Source organism: Mycobacterium sp. IDUB_17 (assembly GCF_055419465.1).
The window spans coordinates 70,983-87,745 of record NZ_JBVAXS010000008.1 but is presented as its reverse complement, the minus strand read 5'-3'; the positions used below and the strand labels follow the sequence as shown (position 1 = coordinate 87,745).

General features: G+C 65.7%; 20 protein-coding genes and 1 tRNA gene. 7 read left to right on the top strand and 14 right to left on the bottom strand.

The features are described from left to right. Positions 1 to 79: 79 nt before the first annotated feature. The 3 genes from ACZYZ7_RS28670 to ACZYZ7_RS28660 all read left to right on the top strand — a co-directional run bounded on the left by ACZYZ7_RS28670 (position 80) and on the right by ACZYZ7_RS28660 (position 2,759). Positions 80 to 733, top strand: a complete 654-nt coding sequence (locus ACZYZ7_RS28670; RefSeq protein WP_450071171.1) for a M15 family metallopeptidase — start codon at positions 80 to 82, stop codon at positions 731 to 733. A gap of 99 nt (positions 734 to 832) precedes the next feature. Next, on the top strand, positions 833 to 1,534 hold the full coding sequence (locus tag ACZYZ7_RS28665) for a cutinase family protein (RefSeq protein ID WP_463742298.1): 702 nt from the start codon (positions 833 to 835) through the stop codon (positions 1,532 to 1,534). Between the two features lie 145 nt (positions 1,535 to 1,679). Further along, a complete protein-coding gene (locus ACZYZ7_RS28660) occupies positions 1,680 to 2,759 on the top strand; it encodes a glycoside hydrolase 5 family protein (protein ID WP_463742361.1) in 1,080 nt (359 codons plus the stop codon). Positions 2,760 to 2,766: 7 nt separating this feature from the next. Here the strand turns inward: ACZYZ7_RS28660 and ACZYZ7_RS28655 are convergent, their stop codons facing one another. Beyond that, the gene (locus ACZYZ7_RS28655) at positions 2,767 to 3,570 is read right to left on the bottom strand and encodes an enoyl-CoA hydratase/isomerase family protein (protein ID WP_463742297.1); all 804 of its coding nucleotides are present in this window, start codon (positions 3,568 to 3,570) and stop codon (positions 2,767 to 2,769) included. 140 nt (positions 3,571 to 3,710) lie between these two features. On the opposite strand from ACZYZ7_RS28655, the gene ACZYZ7_RS28650 reads away from it, so the two are divergent. Next, entirely contained in the window at positions 3,711 to 4,079 is a 369-nt protein-coding gene (locus ACZYZ7_RS28650) for a DoxX family protein (protein WP_463742296.1), read from the top strand. On the opposite strand, the gene ACZYZ7_RS28645 is transcribed toward ACZYZ7_RS28650, so the two are convergent. The 3 genes from ACZYZ7_RS28645 to ACZYZ7_RS28635 all read right to left on the bottom strand — a co-directional run bounded on the left by ACZYZ7_RS28645 (position 4,076) and on the right by ACZYZ7_RS28635 (position 5,444). After that, positions 4,076 to 4,480 carry an HNH endonuclease gene (locus ACZYZ7_RS28645; protein WP_463742295.1) on the bottom strand — a complete coding sequence of 135 codons (405 nt, stop codon included), beginning with the start codon at positions 4,478 to 4,480 and terminating at the stop codon, positions 4,076 to 4,078. The two genes, ACZYZ7_RS28650 and ACZYZ7_RS28645, sit on opposite strands and share 4 nt — an antisense overlap. A 46-nt stretch (positions 4,481 to 4,526) precedes the next feature. Then, positions 4,527 to 4,601: transfer RNA gene (locus ACZYZ7_RS28640), tRNA-Thr, on the bottom strand. A gap of 27 nt (positions 4,602 to 4,628) precedes the next feature. After that, positions 4,629 to 5,444 carry a hypothetical protein gene (locus ACZYZ7_RS28635; protein ID WP_450071166.1) on the bottom strand — a complete coding sequence of 272 codons (816 nt, stop codon included), beginning with the start codon at positions 5,442 to 5,444 and terminating at the stop codon, positions 4,629 to 4,631. A gap of 96 nt (positions 5,445 to 5,540) precedes the next feature. On the opposite strand from ACZYZ7_RS28635, the gene ACZYZ7_RS28630 reads away from it, so the two are divergent. Both ACZYZ7_RS28630 and ACZYZ7_RS28625 read left to right on the top strand, forming a co-directional pair. Continuing rightward, complete coding sequence (locus ACZYZ7_RS28630; RefSeq protein WP_135452394.1) at positions 5,541 to 6,260, top strand: response regulator transcription factor; 720 nt, start codon at positions 5,541 to 5,543, stop codon at positions 6,258 to 6,260. A gap of 29 nt (positions 6,261 to 6,289) precedes the next feature. Next, positions 6,290 to 7,723: a sensor histidine kinase gene (locus ACZYZ7_RS28625; RefSeq protein WP_463742294.1), complete on the top strand. Its 1,434-nt coding sequence runs from the start codon at positions 6,290 to 6,292 to the stop codon at positions 7,721 to 7,723. Here the strand turns inward: ACZYZ7_RS28625 and ACZYZ7_RS28620 are convergent. Beyond that, entirely contained in the window at positions 7,683 to 8,099 is a 417-nt protein-coding gene (locus ACZYZ7_RS28620) for an HIT family protein (RefSeq protein ID WP_450071164.1), read from the bottom strand. The two genes, ACZYZ7_RS28625 and ACZYZ7_RS28620, sit on opposite strands and share 41 nt — an antisense overlap. 154 nt (positions 8,100 to 8,253) lie before the next feature. Between ACZYZ7_RS28620 and ACZYZ7_RS28615 the strand changes: the two genes are divergently transcribed. Then, positions 8,254 to 9,222, top strand: a complete 969-nt coding sequence (locus ACZYZ7_RS28615; RefSeq protein ID WP_135452401.1) for an acyl-ACP desaturase — start codon at positions 8,254 to 8,256, stop codon at positions 9,220 to 9,222. A 7-nt stretch (positions 9,223 to 9,229) separates the two neighbouring features. Here ACZYZ7_RS28615 and ACZYZ7_RS28610 read toward each other — a convergent pair whose 3' ends face one another. From ACZYZ7_RS28610 to ACZYZ7_RS28570, 9 genes are all read right to left on the bottom strand, one after another. After that, complete coding sequence (locus tag ACZYZ7_RS28610; RefSeq protein ID WP_450071235.1) at positions 9,230 to 10,057, bottom strand: SDR family NAD(P)-dependent oxidoreductase; 828 nt, start codon at positions 10,055 to 10,057, stop codon at positions 9,230 to 9,232. 29 nt (positions 10,058 to 10,086) lie between these two features. Then, positions 10,087 to 10,512 carry a nuclear transport factor 2 family protein gene (locus ACZYZ7_RS28605; RefSeq protein ID WP_463742293.1) on the bottom strand — a complete coding sequence of 142 codons (426 nt, stop codon included), beginning with the start codon at positions 10,510 to 10,512 and terminating at the stop codon, positions 10,087 to 10,089. A gap of 74 nt (positions 10,513 to 10,586) precedes the next feature. Beyond that, a complete protein-coding gene (locus ACZYZ7_RS28600) occupies positions 10,587 to 11,720 on the bottom strand; it encodes an NDMA-dependent alcohol dehydrogenase (protein WP_135459823.1) in 1,134 nt (377 codons plus the stop codon). A gap of 93 nt (positions 11,721 to 11,813) precedes the next feature. Then, positions 11,814 to 12,353, bottom strand: a complete 540-nt coding sequence (locus ACZYZ7_RS28595) for a nuclear transport factor 2 family protein (protein WP_463742292.1) — start codon at positions 12,351 to 12,353, stop codon at positions 11,814 to 11,816. A gap of 2 nt (positions 12,354 to 12,355) precedes the next feature. After that, positions 12,356 to 12,562 (bottom strand): ferredoxin, encoded by a 207-nt coding sequence (locus tag ACZYZ7_RS28590; RefSeq protein WP_135452408.1) that lies wholly within the window; start codon positions 12,560 to 12,562, stop codon positions 12,356 to 12,358. Between the two features lie 10 nt (positions 12,563 to 12,572). Further along, entirely contained in the window at positions 12,573 to 13,931 is a 1,359-nt protein-coding gene (locus ACZYZ7_RS28585) for a cytochrome P450 (protein ID WP_463742291.1), read from the bottom strand. Positions 13,932 to 13,939: 8 nt separating this feature from the next. Then, positions 13,940 to 14,749 (bottom strand): SDR family oxidoreductase, encoded by an 810-nt coding sequence (locus ACZYZ7_RS28580; protein ID WP_450071160.1) that lies wholly within the window; start codon positions 14,747 to 14,749, stop codon positions 13,940 to 13,942. Between the two features lie 26 nt (positions 14,750 to 14,775). Further along, positions 14,776 to 15,978, bottom strand: a complete 1,203-nt coding sequence (locus tag ACZYZ7_RS28575; RefSeq protein ID WP_463742290.1) for a cytochrome P450 — start codon at positions 15,976 to 15,978, stop codon at positions 14,776 to 14,778. Continuing rightward, positions 15,975 to 16,586, bottom strand: coding sequence for a TetR family transcriptional regulator (locus ACZYZ7_RS28570; RefSeq protein WP_135452418.1), 612 nt, complete (start codon positions 16,584 to 16,586; stop codon positions 15,975 to 15,977). Before ACZYZ7_RS28570 ends, ACZYZ7_RS28575 begins: the two co-directional genes overlap by 4 nt. Positions 16,587 to 16,763 lie beyond the last annotated feature (177 nt).

Below are 16,763 nucleotides of genomic sequence, written 5' to 3'. Positions count from 1 at the left end.
TACTTCTGCGCGTAAGTAAATGGCCGCCGGAGGCTCCGACGCTGAATAAGAGTGTGGTTATCGTACATCGGAAAGCAACATGCCTGAAGAAGAGAGTGTCATTTCCGCACGGACCCGGCCGCTGGCGGCGGCGGTGCTGACGACCGCCGCCATCGCCGTCTCGGTCGCCTCGGCGCCGGCGTCGTTCGCCAGGCCGGCGGCCGAGGCGGGCCTGGTCGACGTGCGCTCAATCGTCCCCGACGCGGTGATCGACCTGCGGTACGCGACCAGCGACAACTTCGTCGGCCAGAGGCTCTATCCGCCCGGGGCGCCGTGTCTGGTGCACGAGTCGATGGCCTCCGGGCTGGCGGCCGCTGCGGCCGCGCTGCGACCGCAGACCCTGGTGTTCTGGGACTGCTATCGGCCACACGAGGTGCAGGTCAAGATGTTCGAGGTGGTGTCCAACCCGAACTGGGTGGCCCGGCCGTCAGCGTATGCACGCAGCCACGAGGCAGGCCGCTCTGTGGACGTGACGATCGCCGGGGCTGACATGGGCACCGGGTTCGACGACTTCACTCCGCGCAGCCTGGCCTACGCCACCGACGGGGTGAGCCCCTCTGCGCAGGCCAACCGGGCCCGGTTGCGTGAGGCAATGGGTGCCGGCGGGCTGACGGTGTACTCGGGGGAGTGGTGGCATTTCGACGGCCCGGGCGCGGCCGATCCTCGGCCCTATCTGGACGTACCGCTGGGATAGGTCCCCGTCAATATTTGCGGACCCTGTCATCCAGGTTTCGGATGTGCCAGCATGGGGAACTGAAAACGTTCGAACGATCCGGTTCGCGTGGAGTCGCAAATGAACGTCTTGAAACTGGTCCAGGGTGCGGTGCTGATCGCCGCCTGCGCCGTCCCGATCGCACCACTGCCCGCTGCATCCGCGCAGCCGTGCCCCGACGTCGAGGTGGTGTTCGCCCGCGGCACCTACGAGCCGCCGGGCGTCGGCGGACCGGGACAGACGTTCGTCGACGCGCTGCGTGCGCGTGCCGGGCAACGCTCGGTCGAGGTGTATCCCGTCAACTATCAGGCCAGCGGGAATTTCGGTGACCGCATCGAGTTCGCCAGGACGGTTGTCGACGGCATCCGGGACGCGTCCGGCCACATCGAGGCCACGGCCAGGGACTGTCCCAACACCAAGGTGGTTCTGGGCGGATACTCCCAGGGCGCGGTGGTAGCGGGCTACACCACCGCGGCCGCCATTCCTGACGGCATCCCGCCCGAGTACAAGCAGTTCATCCCCCAACCCATGGCTCCCGCCGTGTCCGACCATGTGGCCTCGGTGGTGCTGCTCGGCACGCCGTCCGACGAGTTCATGCGCGATATCGGTGCGCCGGCGATGGTGATCGGCCCGCGGTACAAGGGCAAGACCATCGAGTTGTGCGAGCCCGGCGACACCATCTGCGACGGAACACCGGCGGGGGTCCCCAACTTCGCGCACAGTGCCTACCTGCTCAACGGCATGCCCGGCCAGGCCGCTGACTTCACCGTGGGCCGGCTCTGAGGGTGCCGAGTTGATAACGATCTGAAACCTCAATGGTTGCAATGTCATCCGTGAGCGAAGGTTCTTTGCTGAGCCCCACTATGTTCACTAAGTGCACCGTCGAACGGCCCTGAAGATCCCGCTGGCACTGGCCGCATCCGCGGCTTTGAGCACACTTCCCGTGATCCCTCGCGCGACGGCGGCAGCGGGCCAGTGGCCGGTTGAGCGTGCCAACGCGTGGTATCAGGCGCAGGGTTGGCTCGTCGGCACCAACTTCATCACGTCGAACGCGATCAACCAGATCGAGATGTTCTCGCCGGGCACCTACGATGCGCGGCGCATCGACAGTGAGCTGGGCGCGTGCCGGCTCCTCGGGTTCAACACCGTACGGGTCTTCCTGCACGACCTGCTGTGGGCGCAGGACCGAGCCGGATTCCAAAGCCGGCTGGCCCAATTCGTCGGGATCGCGGCGCGTCAAGGAATCAAGCCGCTGTTCGTCTTCTTCGATTCGTGCTGGGATCCGCACCCCCAGCTCGGGGCACAGCGGGCGCCGACGCCCGGCGTGCACAACTCTGGCTGGGTGCAGAGCCCGGGCGCACAACGTATCGACGACCCTCGCTACCGCCCCGCTCTGCGCGATTACGTGGTCGGGGTGATGAGCCAGTTCCGCAACGACAACCGGGTCCTGGGCTGGGACCTCTGGAACGAGCCGGACAATCCTGCGAAGCAATACCGCAAGGTCGAGCGCAAGGACAAGATCGACGCCGTCGGAGGTCTGCTGCCCCAGGTGTTCGGTTGGGCGCGTTCGGTCAATGCCGTGCAGCCGTTGACCAGTGGTGTGTGGCAGGGCAGCTGGGATCGCGGAAGCCGCAGCGAGATGGACAACTTCCAACTCGACAACTCCGACGTCATCTCCTTCCACTCCTATGCGGGCCCCGGCGAATTCGAGGCCCGCATCGCCGAACTCGCCCCGCTGGGGCGGCCGATCCTGTGCACCGAGTACCTGGCCCGGGATCAGGGCAGCACCGTCGAAGGCGTGCTGCCGGTTGCCAAGCGGCACAACGTCGGTGCCTACAGCTGGGGTCTGGTGGCCGGAAAGACCCAGACCTATTTCCCGTGGGATTCGTGGGACAAGCCCTACACCAAGGTTCCGAACGTGTGGTTCAGCGATCTGCTGCAACCCGACGGGCGGCCCTACAAGGACAGCGAATACCAGACACTTCGGAAGCTGACCACCCGGGTTTGACCGCCCGTCAGCGCAATGCCGATCCGCTCGGTCGAAGGACGCCCTTGAACTCGTCCGAGGCGAGGCATCGAGCCTGTGCGGCGACGGCCATTCGCAGACTGGTCGCAGAATCCAGGCGCCAACCGGCATCGATGGCTGCCCGCGCGCCGTGCACCGCCGTCGGCGGTTGGGCGGCCAGTCGCTCGGCGAATTCGTTCACCGCAGAACCGAGTTGGCCATCGGGGACGATGCGATTGGCCAACCCGATCCGGAATGCCTCGGCGGCGTCGATGATCTCGCCGAGCAGGATCAATTCCCGCGCTCGACCCTCACCGATGATGCGCGGCAGCCGGAAGGTGGCACCCATGTCGGGCAGCAGGCCGTAGCGCCCCTCGATGAGGCCGACGCGTGCGCCTTCGGCAAAAATCCGGAAGTCGCAGGCCAGGGCCAGTTGCAGGCCCGCGCCATAGGCGTGGCCGTGGACGGCGGCGACGCTGGGGCACCGCAGTTCTGGGATGAACTCGAAGACGCCTGCCACCTCGAGGCCCAGTTCGATGGTTTCTTCGTCGTCGGGGTCCCGGTCGGCGAACCGGGCCAGCGTGCCCGTCATCGCCTCCGCCAGATCGAGCCCCGCCGAGAACGACCTGCCCGCACCCGCCACCACCAGGCAGTGCAACCCATCGTCCTCGGCCAGCCGTACACCGAGATGGCCGAGTTCCGTTCGCATTTGCGGATTCAGGGCGTTGAGCTTGGCGGGCCGATTCAGCGTCAGGGTGCCGACGTGCGCCCGGCGGGTGTAGCGGATCGTCTCGTAACCGGCGTTGTCTGCCATGGCATCTCCCCGAAGGTGGTTTGTCCCTCACTCCTTCAGACGATGCGCGGCGGTCATGTGTGACACCGGCCATGTGGTGTCACATCCGGGCACCGTCCTTCGTCAACGGTCTAGATGCCCAAAACAGAAGGGACACCACCATGAACATCACGCTATGGGCCGCCCAACTGGTATTGGCCGCGGTATTCGCCGTATCCGGCACCGCCAAACTCACGATGACCCGCGAGAGGCTGTTGGACACCGGCCAAACCGGGGTGGCCATGTTTCCCATACCCGTCGTCCGCTTCACCGCCTCGATGGAACTTCTCGCGGTGATCGGGTTGATCGCGCCTGGGCTCACCGGAATCGGTGCGGTACTGACGCCGCCGGCCGCCGCCGGGTTGTGCGTGGTGATGGTCGGCGCGGCGTGGGCGCACAGCCGACTACACGAACCCCGCAACGTGCTGGCCAACACCGTGCTCTTCGCCCTGGCTGCCTTCGTGATGATCGGCCGGGGCCTGGTCTCCTAGAACGACTGGCCGTTGGCGTAGCGCTCGCGGCGGAAGTGTCGCCCCCTGCCACGGTTGCGAGCCTTGTACGTCGGCAGCTGGGAGTCACAGTTCGGGCAGACCAGGCGCAGATTCTCCCGTCGATTGTTCGTCGAGTCCCCATCGATGTGGTCAACCACCAATGTCAGCAACAGACCTTGCCAGGTGCTGGTTCCGCCACAGATTGCGCAGCAGCCTGACTGAGCGTCGGCCAGATACAGCCGAACGTAGTGCCCCGGGTGGCCGTCGATCCACGCTTCCCCGGAATCGAGCCAGCGCTTTGTCATGGCTTCTCGTCGGGCAACAGCCTGACACGCATTACCGCAATAGGTTCTTTGGCTGCGCTTCGAAAGCGGTGCACCGCAAGCGCGACACAGTCTCATGGATTGAAGCTACGAGCAGGCACCGACAAACGGCCGATGCCAAAGCTGGAGCCTCCTATCGGGATTGAACCGATGACCTACATATTACAAGTATGTTGCTCTACCACTGAGCTAAGGAGGCGGGTGGAACGCGCCCTAGCTTAACGGGTCAGTCGTCGGCGTCGATAATTCGCTGTGAGGCGACCGGCCGCGGGGAGGTCCGCCGCGACGAACGGCGAGGCAGCGGAATGCGGTCGGCGATGTTGCTCAGTGGATTGACCACCTGGCTCAGCGTGATGACCGCGTCGTGCAGCGCGTCGATCGTGGGGGCCAGGGCCTCGAGCCCGGGCGCCAGTCGATTCAGGGTGTCGGCGACGTCGGCGAGTTTGAGCAGCGGGCCGTCGGGATCGGTCAGGGTGTCGAGCAGGCCGCCCTCGGCCAGCAGGCGGTCGGCCACCCCGTCCTCGCGCAGCACCCGCTCGAACAGTCCGTCGTTGGCCAGCAGCTGATCGGCCAGCCCGCCCGGCGCGATCACCCTGGACACCGCGCCGTCCTCGGTGGTCAGCCGGTCCAGCAGGCCGCCCTCCAGGGTGACCTGATCCACCAGGCCTCCGGGGGCCACCGCCCGGGCCACCGCGCCGTTGTCTGCGGTCAGCCGGTCCAGCAGGCCGCCCTCGGCAGTCAGCTGGTCGACCAGCCCGCCCGGCCGCAGCAAACGGTTGATCGGGCCGTCGGGCGCCAGTGCCCGACCCAGCGGGGCATCGTCGTCCAGCAGCCGCGCCAACCGGTTCGCGCGCTCCACCGCATCGTCGATACCGAACAGTGAGGCCATCGATGACCTGCCGTTGAGTGGGTTCGCATCGGTGAAGCTGCGCTGCACCGCATTGAGGGTCTCGTTGGCGATGCCGAGTCCGGCGTCGGCCACGGCCAGCCCGATTCGCACGGGCGCGGTAGCAACCTGGACCAGCGTCTTGCCGAGGTTCATGGGCGTCAGTGTAGTTACCCGCGTCACAGCTAAACTCACAGGAAGTGCACAGCGTGCATGCAGGTTGAGTTCAAGAGGCACCATCAACATCAGGGAATGGCCATGCCTGCAGTTCCTGAGAGCGTCCCCGAAGCCCGGATCCTCGTCGTCGACGACGAGGCCAACATTGTGGAGCTGCTGTCCGTCAGCCTGAAGTTCCAGGGTTTCGAGGTCCACACCGCATCCAATGGCGCCGCTGCCCTCGACAAAGCGAGGGAAGTCCGCCCCGACGCGGTGATCCTGGACGTGATGATGCCCGGCATGGACGGCTTCGGGCTGCTGCGCCGGCTGCGCGCCGACGGCATCGACGCGCCCGCGCTGTTCCTCACCGCCCGCGACAGCCTGCAGGACAAGATCGCCGGCCTGACCCTCGGTGGCGACGACTACGTGACCAAGCCGTTCAGCCTCGAAGAGGTCGTCGCTCGGCTGCGGGTGATCCTGCGCCGGTCCGGCCGGGGCGTCGAGGAACCCCGCAACGCCAAGCTGTCGTTCGCCGACATCGAGCTCGACGAGGACACGCACGAGGTGTGGAAGGCGGGCGAGCCGGTCTCGCTGTCGCCGACCGAGTTCACCCTGCTGCGCTACTTCATCATCAACGCGGGCACGGTGCTGTCGAAGCCCAAGATTCTCGACCACGTGTGGCGCTACGACTTCGGTGGCGACGTCAATGTCGTCGAGTCCTACGTGTCCTACCTGCGCCGCAAGATCGACACCGGCGACAAGCGCCTGCTGCACACGCTGCGCGGGGTCGGTTACGTTTTGCGTGAGCCGCGCTGAGGTCCGTTCATCGGCGGCATACTTTTGGAGTGTTTGACCGGGTAGAGCGGCACGGTGTGCCGTTGCGGGTCGGACTGGTGGCCGTCGCACTGGTTCTGGTGGCGTGCGGACTGCTGGCCTCCGGCGTCGCGGTGACCTCGATCATGCGGCACACCGAGGTGAGCCGCATCGATCAGACGCTTCTCGACGCCGCCGGAAGCTGGGCCCAGGAGCCGCGCCAACTGCCCATGACCCCCCTGGAGGGGCCGAACCCGGCACGCCCGCCGTCGAACTTCTACGTCCGCGGCGTCGATCAGGACGGCCGGACCTGGATCGCGATCAACGACCGCGAGGCCGAACCCGCACTGCCCGACGACAACAACGTCGGTCCGGCGCCGGTGACCGTCAAATCCGTCGGCGATTCCGACGTGCAGTGGCGGGCCATGACGGTGGAGGGCCCCAACGGTGAACTCACCACGGTCGCGATCGACCTGTCCGACGTGCAGTCGTCGGTACGCGCGTTGATCTGGTCGCAGGTCGGCATCGGCACGGTGGTGCTGGTGGTCCTCGGCATTGTCGGCTACGCCGTCGTGCACCGCAGCCTGCGCCCACTGGTCGAGGTGGAACGCACCGCCGCGGCCATCGCGGCCGGCCAGTTGGATCGTCGTGTCCCCGAACGGGATCCGCGTACCGAGGTGGGGCGGCTGTCTTCGGCACTCAACGGCATGCTCGCGCAGATCCAACGGGCGATGGCGTCGTCGGAAGACTCCGCCGAGCAGGCGCGCACCTCCGAGGAACGGATGCGCCGCTTCATCACCGACGCGAGCCACGAGCTGCGCACCCCGCTCACCACGATCCGTGGATTCGCCGAGCTGTACCGCCAGGGGGCCGCCCGCGACGTCGAGATGCTGATGGGCCGGATCGAGAGCGAGTCCCGGCGGATGGGCCTGCTGGTCGAGGATCTGCTGCTGCTGGCCCGCCTGGACGCGCAGCGGCCGCTGGATCAGCATCGGGTCGACCTGTTGACCCTGGCCACCGATGCCGTGCACGACACGCAGTCGATCGCCCCGAGCCGTCGGGTGCGCATGGAGGTGTTCGACGGCCCCGGGACCCCCGAGGTGCTCGGCGACGAGGCCCGGTTGCGCCAGGTGCTCAGCAATCTGGTCGCCAACGCGGTGCAGCACACCCCGGAAACTGCCGGGATCACGGTGCGGGTCGGCACCGACGACGACCACGCCATCATCGAGGTGTGCGACGAAGGGCCCGGCATGAGCCAGGACGACGCGCGCCGGGTATTCGAACGGTTCTACCGCGCGGATACCTCACGCACCCGCGCGAGCGGCGGCACCGGGCTTGGCCTGTCGATCGTGCATTCCCTGGTGCTGGCCCACGGCGGCACGGTCAAGGTCACCACGGCGCCCGGTCAGGGCTGCCGGTTCACCGTCAGCTTGCCGAGGATTGCAGAGCTGCCAGCGCGGCTTTGATCTTCGCCTGCGCCGCGTCGAGGGATTCGGCCGACGGGTTGTGATCGACGTGAGCGAAACCGAAGTCGGCGAGGTTGTAGGCCGGGAACACGTGCACGTGCAGGTGCGGCACCTCGAGGCCGGCGATGATCACGCCGGCACGTTGGGCACCGAACGCCTGGCACACGGCCTTGCCGATCAGCTGTGACACCTCCATCACCCGGCCGAACACCGCGGGTTCGACGTCCTGCCAGTTGTCGATCTCGGCCCGGGGAACCACCAGCGTGTGGCCCTGCGTCATCGGTGCGATGGTCAGGAACGCGACGATCTCATCGTCTTCGTAGACGAATCGCCCGGGCAGTTCTCCGTTGATGATCTTTGTGAAGACGGACGCCATGGTCGCAAGCATAGTGAGCGCCCGATCTGGGCCCGCCGAGAGTTTCGCGCTGCCCGTGGAGTCGTCGTTGAGGCCGATCGTGCTCTATCTTTGCTGAATGGGCGGGGGATTTTAGCTAGTCCGATGTGGTCACATATCGGCTTTAAGGGGATTCATGCAGCAGGAGCTGACCGATGCGGTTTTGCAGGCTGAGCTGGAGCAGATAGCCGAGGTAAACCTCAACCGCCACCTGGCCACCACCAAGGACTGGTATCCGCACGATTACATCCCGTGGGAGTCGGGCAGCAGCTTCGCCGCCGCCGGTGGCAAGGACTGGGATCTAGAGCAATCGCAGCTGAGCGACGTGGCCCGGGCGGCGATGATCACCAACCTGCTCACCGAGGACAACCTGCCGTCGTATCACCGTGAAGCCGCCGGAAGTTTCTCCCAGGACGGACCCTGGGGAGCCTGGGTGAATCGCTGGACCGCCGAGGAGAATCGGCACGGCATCGCGATTCGGGACTATCTGGTGGTCACCCGCGGCGTCGATCTCGTCGCGCTGGAGCAGGCCCGCATGGAGCACGTGACCAACGGCTTCACGTCCACGGACGAAGAGCGGGCGATGCACAACTCCGAATTCCTGATGTCGGTCGCGTACGTGACCTTCCAGGAGCTGGCCACCCGGGTCAGCCACCGCAACACCGGCAAGGTCTGTGACGATCCGATCGCCGACCGGCTCCTACAGCGCATCGCAGCGGACGAGAACCTGCACATGATCTTCTACCGGAACATGTGCGAGGCCGCCCTCGACCTTTCGCCCGACCAAGCCCTGGACGCGGTCGGCGCTGTCGTCGAGAACTTCCGGATGCCGGGACAGGGGATGCCGGACTTCCGCCGCAACGGTGTGTTGATGGCCAAGCACGGGATCTACGACCTGCGCCAGCACCTCGAAGAAGTGGTCATGCCGAACCTGCGCAAGTGGCGGATCTTCGAGCGCGATGACTTCAGTGCCGCCGGTGAGGCCCGTCGCGATCAGCTGGCGGCGTTCCTGGAAGACCTGCAGACAAAGGTGGTCAAGTTCGAGGAGCAGCGTGATCGGCTGCTCGCGCGCGAGGCCGCCAAGCGCGAGCGCGAAGCTTCCTGAACTCCGGTCACGTCCCGGAGATGGTCTCGTGCAGTTCCTCGACCGTCCACGGCGGCGTGCTGTTGTGGTCCCGGAACCCGATGAAACCGGTTGAGGGCCGGGCGAATTCGCCGATGAACCCGCCCGCCGCGATGAAGATGCGGCCGGTCACATCCTTGGCTTCGTCGCTGACCAGGTAGGCGTACGTCGGGGCCACGTACTCCGGCGGTGCCGCGTCCAGCGCGCCCTGCATGCTGACGTCGTCGAGCAGCCCGCGCCGGTTGAGTTCGGTGATGTGCTGCTCGTAATCCGATCCGGTGGACAGCCGGGTGCGGGCACCCGGGCACACCACGTTGGCCCGGACCCCGTGCTCCTTGAGCTCCGCGGCGATGGCCAGCGTCAGTCCGTTGACCGCACCCTTGCCCGCCGGATAGCCGCTGCCCCCGTAATCGCCGAGGAAGGCGAAGGAACTGGTGTTGACGATGGTGCCGCCCCCTTGGGCCACCATCTTCGGTGCGACCGCACGGCAGGTCTCGAACACCGTGCCCAGGTGCGCGTCGAGCAGCTCGCGAAATTCGGTGCTGGTGACATTCAGAATGGAAGACCCGGCCGGTTCTGCGGTACCTGCACAGTTGACCAGGATGTCGACGCGGCCGAACTCGGTCACACAGGTGTCGACGAGCGCGTCGGCCACCTGCGGGTCGGCGGGTGAACCGGCGTGGGGGACACCGGAAATCCGCTGTGCGGCAGCGTGTGCTGCGTCGGCGTCGCGTCCGTTGACCACCACACCCGCACCCTGGGAGGAAAGCAGTTCGGCAACGGCCAGGCCGATGCCGCGGGTGCCGCCGACCACGATCGCGCCGCGGCCGGCGAGCGCGCCGCTGGTCAGTTCTCTTCCTGCGCGAAGACCATGGCTTCCAGGTTCCAGTAGCCGCGCAGGTTGGTGATCAGGCCTTCGTCGTTCACCTTGTAGGTGAAGACACCACGCACGGTGGCGGTGAACCCGTTGGGAAACTTGGTGCGCAGCACCAGGATGTAGGCGATCTCGCTCGGCGAGCTGGACGGGAACGTCTCCTCGCACGTGACGGTCAGCTCGTTGGGCCCGATGTTGGCGTCGTAGAAAGCGCCGAGGGCTTCCTTGCCGCGCACGCCGGTGCCGTCGGGGTTGGTGACGGCCTCGCCGATCGGGTCCTCGACCAGGATGTCATCGGCCATGAGGGCCAGCCAGCCCTCGCGGTCACCGGATTGCACGCATTTCCACGACGACCGCGATGCGACGACGACAGGTGTCTCAGTGGATGTCTCGGTCATGTGTTCCTTTCACACCGAGTTGTGGAGCCGCAGCCGTTCTCGCTACGGCTGCGGCTCCACAAAACGCAGAGTGGTTACCGATCGGCGTCCGTGTAGCGGATGACGCCGCGGATGTTGCGACCCTCGAGCATGTCGGCGTAGCCGTCGTTGATCTGCTCGAGCTTGTACTGCCGGGTGACCATGTCGTCGAGGTTCAACCGACCCGCCTTGTACATGCTCAGCAGCTGCGGGATGTCGTGGTGCGGGTTGCCGCCGCCGAAGATGGTGCCCTGCAGGCGCTTCTGCAGCAGCGTCAGCATCGACAGGTTGAGCTTCACGTCGTTGCTGGCCATGTTGGCGACCGCGGTGGCGACCACGGTGCCGCCCTTGGCGGTGATGTTCATGTAGTGGTCGATGTCCTCGCCCTTGAGCTCACCGACGGTGACGATCGTCTTGTGCGCCATCCGGCCGTGGGTGACCTCGGCGACGCCTGCCATCGCCGAGAAGATGTCGGGGTAGGCGTGGGTGGCACCGAACTTCAGCGCATTGTCACGCTTGAACTCGACCGGGTCGACGGCGAAGACGTTGCGTGCACCGGCGGCCAGCGCACCCTGGAGGGCACCGGTGCCGACACCGCCGACACCGACGATCACGACGTCGTCGCCGGGGCGGACGTCACCGCTGCGCACGGCCGAGCCGTAGCCGGTGGTGACACCACAACCCACGAGGCAGGCCACCTCGAACGGGATGGACGGATCGATCTTCACGACCGAGCTCTTGTGCACCACCATGTACGGGCTGAACGTGCCCAGCAGAGTCATCGGGATGACGGGCTGGCCGGTCTTGACGGAGTGGATGCGATGGGTGCCGTCGGAGACGGCGGTGCCGGCCAGCAGACCTGCGCCCAGATCGCACAGGTTACGCAGGCCCTCCTGACACGCCGGACATTCACCGCAGGACGGGATGAACGACAGCACGACGTGGTCGCCGGGCTGGATGTGGTCGACGCCCGGGCCGACCTCGGTCACGATGCCGGCACCCTCGTGGCCGCCGAGCACCGGGAACCCTGCCATCGGGATGTCGCCGGTCACCAGGTGGTGGTCGGAATGGCACATGCCCGAGGCTTCCATCTGAATCTTGACCTCGTCCTTGACGGGGTCACCGATCTCGATCTCCTCGATCGTCCACGGTTGGTTGAACTCCCAGATGAGAGCGCCTTTTGTCTTCATCGACATGTGCCTTCCACTAGAGCCGGTGATCACAGACTAGAGCCATTAGTTGCATGCGTCACACCCACCCCCAAGCAACCGCTTGGCAAGGGACTACCAGATCTTCACCGGGGCTTCGCCGAGCGGGTAGTAACCGGGCAATTTCTCGCCTGCCACCGAACGCTCGATGCGCTTCTGCATGGTGGGGGTGAGATCGCCAGAGGTGATCAGATCCATGAACGCCTTCTGGACGTGGCCGAAATCGAAGAAGTCCCGCTGCCACTCGATCAGCAGCTGATCGTTGAGCCGGAACCAGCTGCCGCCGATGCCGTAGATCTCGCTCGTGGTGCCGTCGCCCTTGTTGGCGATCTGTTTCCAGAAGCCGACGATCTCGTTCTGCTTCTCGTCGATCAGCACCCGCTGGTACTCGTAGACCCAGTTCTCCAGGCCCTCCATCTCCAGGCCCAGCGCCACGTCGCGGATCTCGTCGCGCCCGACGCACATCACGTCTTCCTTGGGGCCGATGTTCCAGCCGTAGGTGGCATCTTCGGTGTAGAAGTCGGCCAGCGGCTTCCAGTCACCGGCCTTCTCGGCCTCCTGGTTGGCCTTGAGCCAGCGATCCGACCAGGCTTCCAATTCTTCGCGTGACGCCATTGTCATTCCTTCTCTTTGATGAATAGTGCTTGGGTGGGACACATCTCGACGGCCATCTCGACGGCTCCACGGAGCTCGTCGGGTGGCTCATGATCGAGGATCTCGACGGTGCCGCGTTTGGGAACCCGGAACACGTCCGGGGCTTCGAGCTCACACATGGCGTGGCCCTGGCACAGATCCTCATCGACCTCAACGCGGTAGCAACCCATGGGTGCGCTCCTAAACCCGCTTCCGGTAGCGAACCTTGGCCGGCCGGGCCAGCTGCACCACCATCTTCGAATGGTCGTTCTGGTAGGTCTCGGGCGGCTGTGCCATCTCGAACTCGTACTCGCGCAACAGGACCGAGAAGATCGCCTTGATCTGCATCTGGGCGAACGCCGCCCCGACGCAGCGGTGCTTGCCGGCCCCGAACGGGATCCAGGTCCACCGGTTGATGAGGTCTTCCTGGCGCGGCTTCTCGTACCGGTCTGGGTCGAAGGCATCCGGGTCGGGGAAGTCCTCGGGGATTCGGTTGGAGATCGCCGGTGAGGCCGCCACCATCTGGCCCTTGTGGATCGGGTGTCCGGCCACCTCGAACTCGTCCTGGGCCACCCGCATCAGGATGATCAGCGGGGGATGCAGCCGCAGGGTCTCCTTGAGCGCATTGTCCAGGTTCGGAATCTGGCGCAGCGCATGGAAACTCACCTCTTGGCCGTCGGCGTAGAGGTCGTCGAGCTCTTGTTGGACCTTGGCGTAGAAGTCCGGATGGCGCAGCAGTTCGATCAGCGTCCAGGACGAGGTCCCAGAGCTGGTGTGGTGGCCGGCGAACATCAGTGAGATGAACATGCCGGTGACTTCATTGGCCGAGAAGCGCGGATTGCCCTCCTCGTCCTTGATGGACACCAGCACGTCGAGCAGGTCCCGATCGCTCTTGTCGGTGGGCGGATTGGCGATCCGGCCGTTCATCACCTCCTGCACCAGCTCCACCAGGTTGGCCCGGGCCTCGTCGCGGATGCGGAAGCTCTCGATCGGCAGGTAGGGGTCGACGTAGCACAGCGGATCGGTGCCGCGCTCGAGCAGGTGGTAGTAGTTGGCGAACCGCGAATCGAGCTGGTTGCGGAACTTCTCGCCGATCAGGCAGGCCGTCGAGGTGTAGATGGTCAGCTCGGCGAAGAAGTCGAGCAGGTCGATTTCGCCGCTGTCGCCCCAGTTCTCGATCATCCCGCGGACCTGCCGCTCGATCGTCGCGGCGTGGCCCTTCATCTGCTCGCCACGCAGCGCGGTGTTGTGCAGCATCTCGGCCCGGCGCTCGGGATCGGCGTCGAACACCACGCCCTCGCCGAAGATCGGGGTCATGAACGGGTAGGCCTCGGCCTGGTTCAGATCCGAATCGCTGGAGCGGAAGAAGAACTCGTTGGCCTCCGCGCCGCTGAGCAGCAGCACCTGCTTGTCGGCGAGCTGGAACCAGCCGACGTCACCGCACTCCTCGCGGATGCGCTTCATCAGACCGATCGGGTCGGTGCGGAACTCTTCGAGGTGGCCGTGTTCCTCGGCGCCTCCGGAGACCCGTTGAACTTCCTTGAGTTCTGATCTCGTCATTGTCGTTCTCAGCCTTCCACTCTCAGCTTCTGGCGATCCTCGACGTCGGACAGCGGCGCCTCGGGCTGAATCTCCAGTTCGGCGATGAAGCCGCCGCGGGGGGTTTCCGCGACGAAGGTGATGGCCCGCGCGAGATCGGCCGCGCGCAGGAAGTAGTCATGCCGGGCCTGACCCCACTTGGCCCAGTCCTCCAGCATCTCGCCGACCTTGTCCATCGGCGCGCTCCAGCCCATGGCGGTCTTGGTGGGCCCGGGATGGACGACGGAGGCGCGCACACCGGTGCCCTCCAGTTCCATCTGCAGGGTCTTGGCCATGCCCAGCAGGCCGGCTTTGGCGGCGCCGTAGCCGCCCATGTACGGCCGCGGCCGCAGGGACACATCAGAGCCGACGAAGATGATGTCACCGCGGCGGCGCTCGACCATGCCCGGCAGCACTGCTGTGGCAAGGCGGTTGGCGCCGATGAGGTGAATCTGGATCTGATTCTCGAACTCGTCGGTGCTGATCTCGTGGAGTTGGCCGAAGAAGGTGTCACCGGCACCGGCCACCAGCAGCTCGATGTCGCCGAGCGCCTCGGTGGCGCCGTGCACGAATGACTTGACCGACTGGGCGTCGGTGACGTCGAGTGGGAGCGCGATCGCCTCGCCACCGTCGGCTTTGATCTTCTCGACCAACTCCTGGCATTTCTCGACGCGGCGTGCACCGAGGGCGACCGGGAAACCGTGTGCGGCCAGTTCGGTCGCCGTGGCGGCGCCGATGCCGGACGACGCGCCGGCCACGATGGCCGGTCGGCGGTCGGGATGGGGTTCGAAACGGGCCATTTAACGTGCCTTTACTGTGATGGGCTTCAGCGGTGGGACACCGCGATGGGCAGGTGAGCGAATCCGCGGACACTGCTGGAGTGGACGCGGACGGCGTTGGCCTCGTCGACCTCGTATCCGCGGATTCGCTTGAACAACTCGGTCAGCGCCACCCGTGCCTCCATGCGGGCCAGGTGCGCGCCCAGGCAGAAGTGTGCGCCACTGCCGAAACTCACCAGCTTCGACCCGATGTCACGACCGATCTGGTATTGGTCTGGGTTTTCGAAGACCCGCTCGTCGCGGTTGGCCGAGCCGGCCAACAGCACCAGCACATCTCCTGCCGGGACCGTGGTGTCGTAGAACGTCATGTCCTCGACGACCGCCCGGGCCAGGATCTGACTGGACGTGTCGTACCGCAGCGTCTCCTCGATCCACGGCTGGATCAGGTCGTGGTCGTCGAACACCGGGGCCAGCTGATCGGGGTTTTTGAAACCCCAATATGCAGCATTGGCAAGCAGTTTCGTGGTGGTCTCGTTGCCGGCGACTACCATCAGGAACAGGAACGCCATGATCTCGTCGTCGGTGAGCTTGTCGCCGTCGATCTCGGCCTCCACCAGCGCCGAGGTCAGATCGTCGGTGAGCCGCTTGCGCCGTTGTTTGACCATGTCGGCGTAGTAGACCAGCAGCTCGCCCGAGGCCGCGATGGCCGATTCGGGCACGTCGGCGATACCGTCCTCGCGGTGCATGACACCGTCGGCCAGCGCGCGGATGCGCACCCGGTCCTCTGCGGGCACACCCATCAGCTCGGAGATGACGTCCATCGGCAGCTTGCCCGCGAAATCGTCGACGTAATCGAAGCTGTTGCTCTGCAGCGCCTCATCCAGATGCTGCACGGCGATCTCGGTGACCCGGCCCTCCAGCTCGCGGATGCGACGCGGGGTGAAGCCCTTGGACACCAGGGTGCGAAGCCGCAGGTGGGCCGGATCGTCCAGCGCCAGGAACGACATGACCCGGTGGGCCTCGTCGTTGCGTGAGATCGGGTCCAGGGCGACACCGTGCTTGTTGGAGAGCGCGACGCTGTTACGGAATCCGGCGACCACGTCCTTGTGCCGGGACAGGGCCCAGAACTTCAGCTCGTCGTTGCGGTAAAGCGGGGCCTCGTCGCGCAGGCGGCGGTAGTACGGGTACGGATCTTCGTGGAAGTCGTAGTCGTACGGGTCGAGGATCAGCTCGACTTCTCTCAAGGTCATTTGTCTTCTCCCAAGACGAGTCCGACCACGTAGGTCAATCGGTCGGCGATCTGGTGGTAGGTGAAGGCGCCGCTACCGGCATTGACCAGCGCGCCGAAGAACGTCATCTCCAGGGCGGAGACGATCCGGGAATCGGCATCAGGCCCGACGGCCGAACGGATGCGTTTGTGGATCTCGGCGCCGATGCGGTCCCGCACCTTGCGTACCGCCGGATCGGTGCCGCCGCCCAGCAGGGCTGTGGTGCAGGCGGCGGCCACCTCGGGTTCGTCGGCGACGACGAGGGTCAGTGCACGCAACGCCTTGTCGACGCGGGTGGTCATGGAGTCGTTCACGTCGGTGAAGTACGGGCACTGGCGGACCAGGTCCAGGTACATCTCGGCGATCAGGTGGTTCTTCGACGAGAAGTACGTGTAGGCCGTGGCGGGTGCGACCCCGGCGCGTGCGGCGACCGCACGCACCGTCAGATCGGCGTAGGACGATTCGCGCAGCATCTCGGTTCCGGCGGTCAGGACCTTGCGGAAGGTCTCCTCCTGCCGGCGGTTGCGCGGGGCCTCCTTGCCTGGCTCCGGAGCTGGTTCTGTGACTGCGGACACCGTATCGCTGGACACATGTCCAAGTTATCGGACGATGCCGCAGTTGGGCAAGTGTGGACCGTGGAAGGCCATAATGAACTGCGTGTTCTGGTGTCGTCTGCGGTCCGATGGGGTACGCCCTTGCGGCTCGACATTGTCTGCGGCTATCGTTCGAGGCGAGACAGCCGGACAGTTGTCCAGAATTCGTGAAGT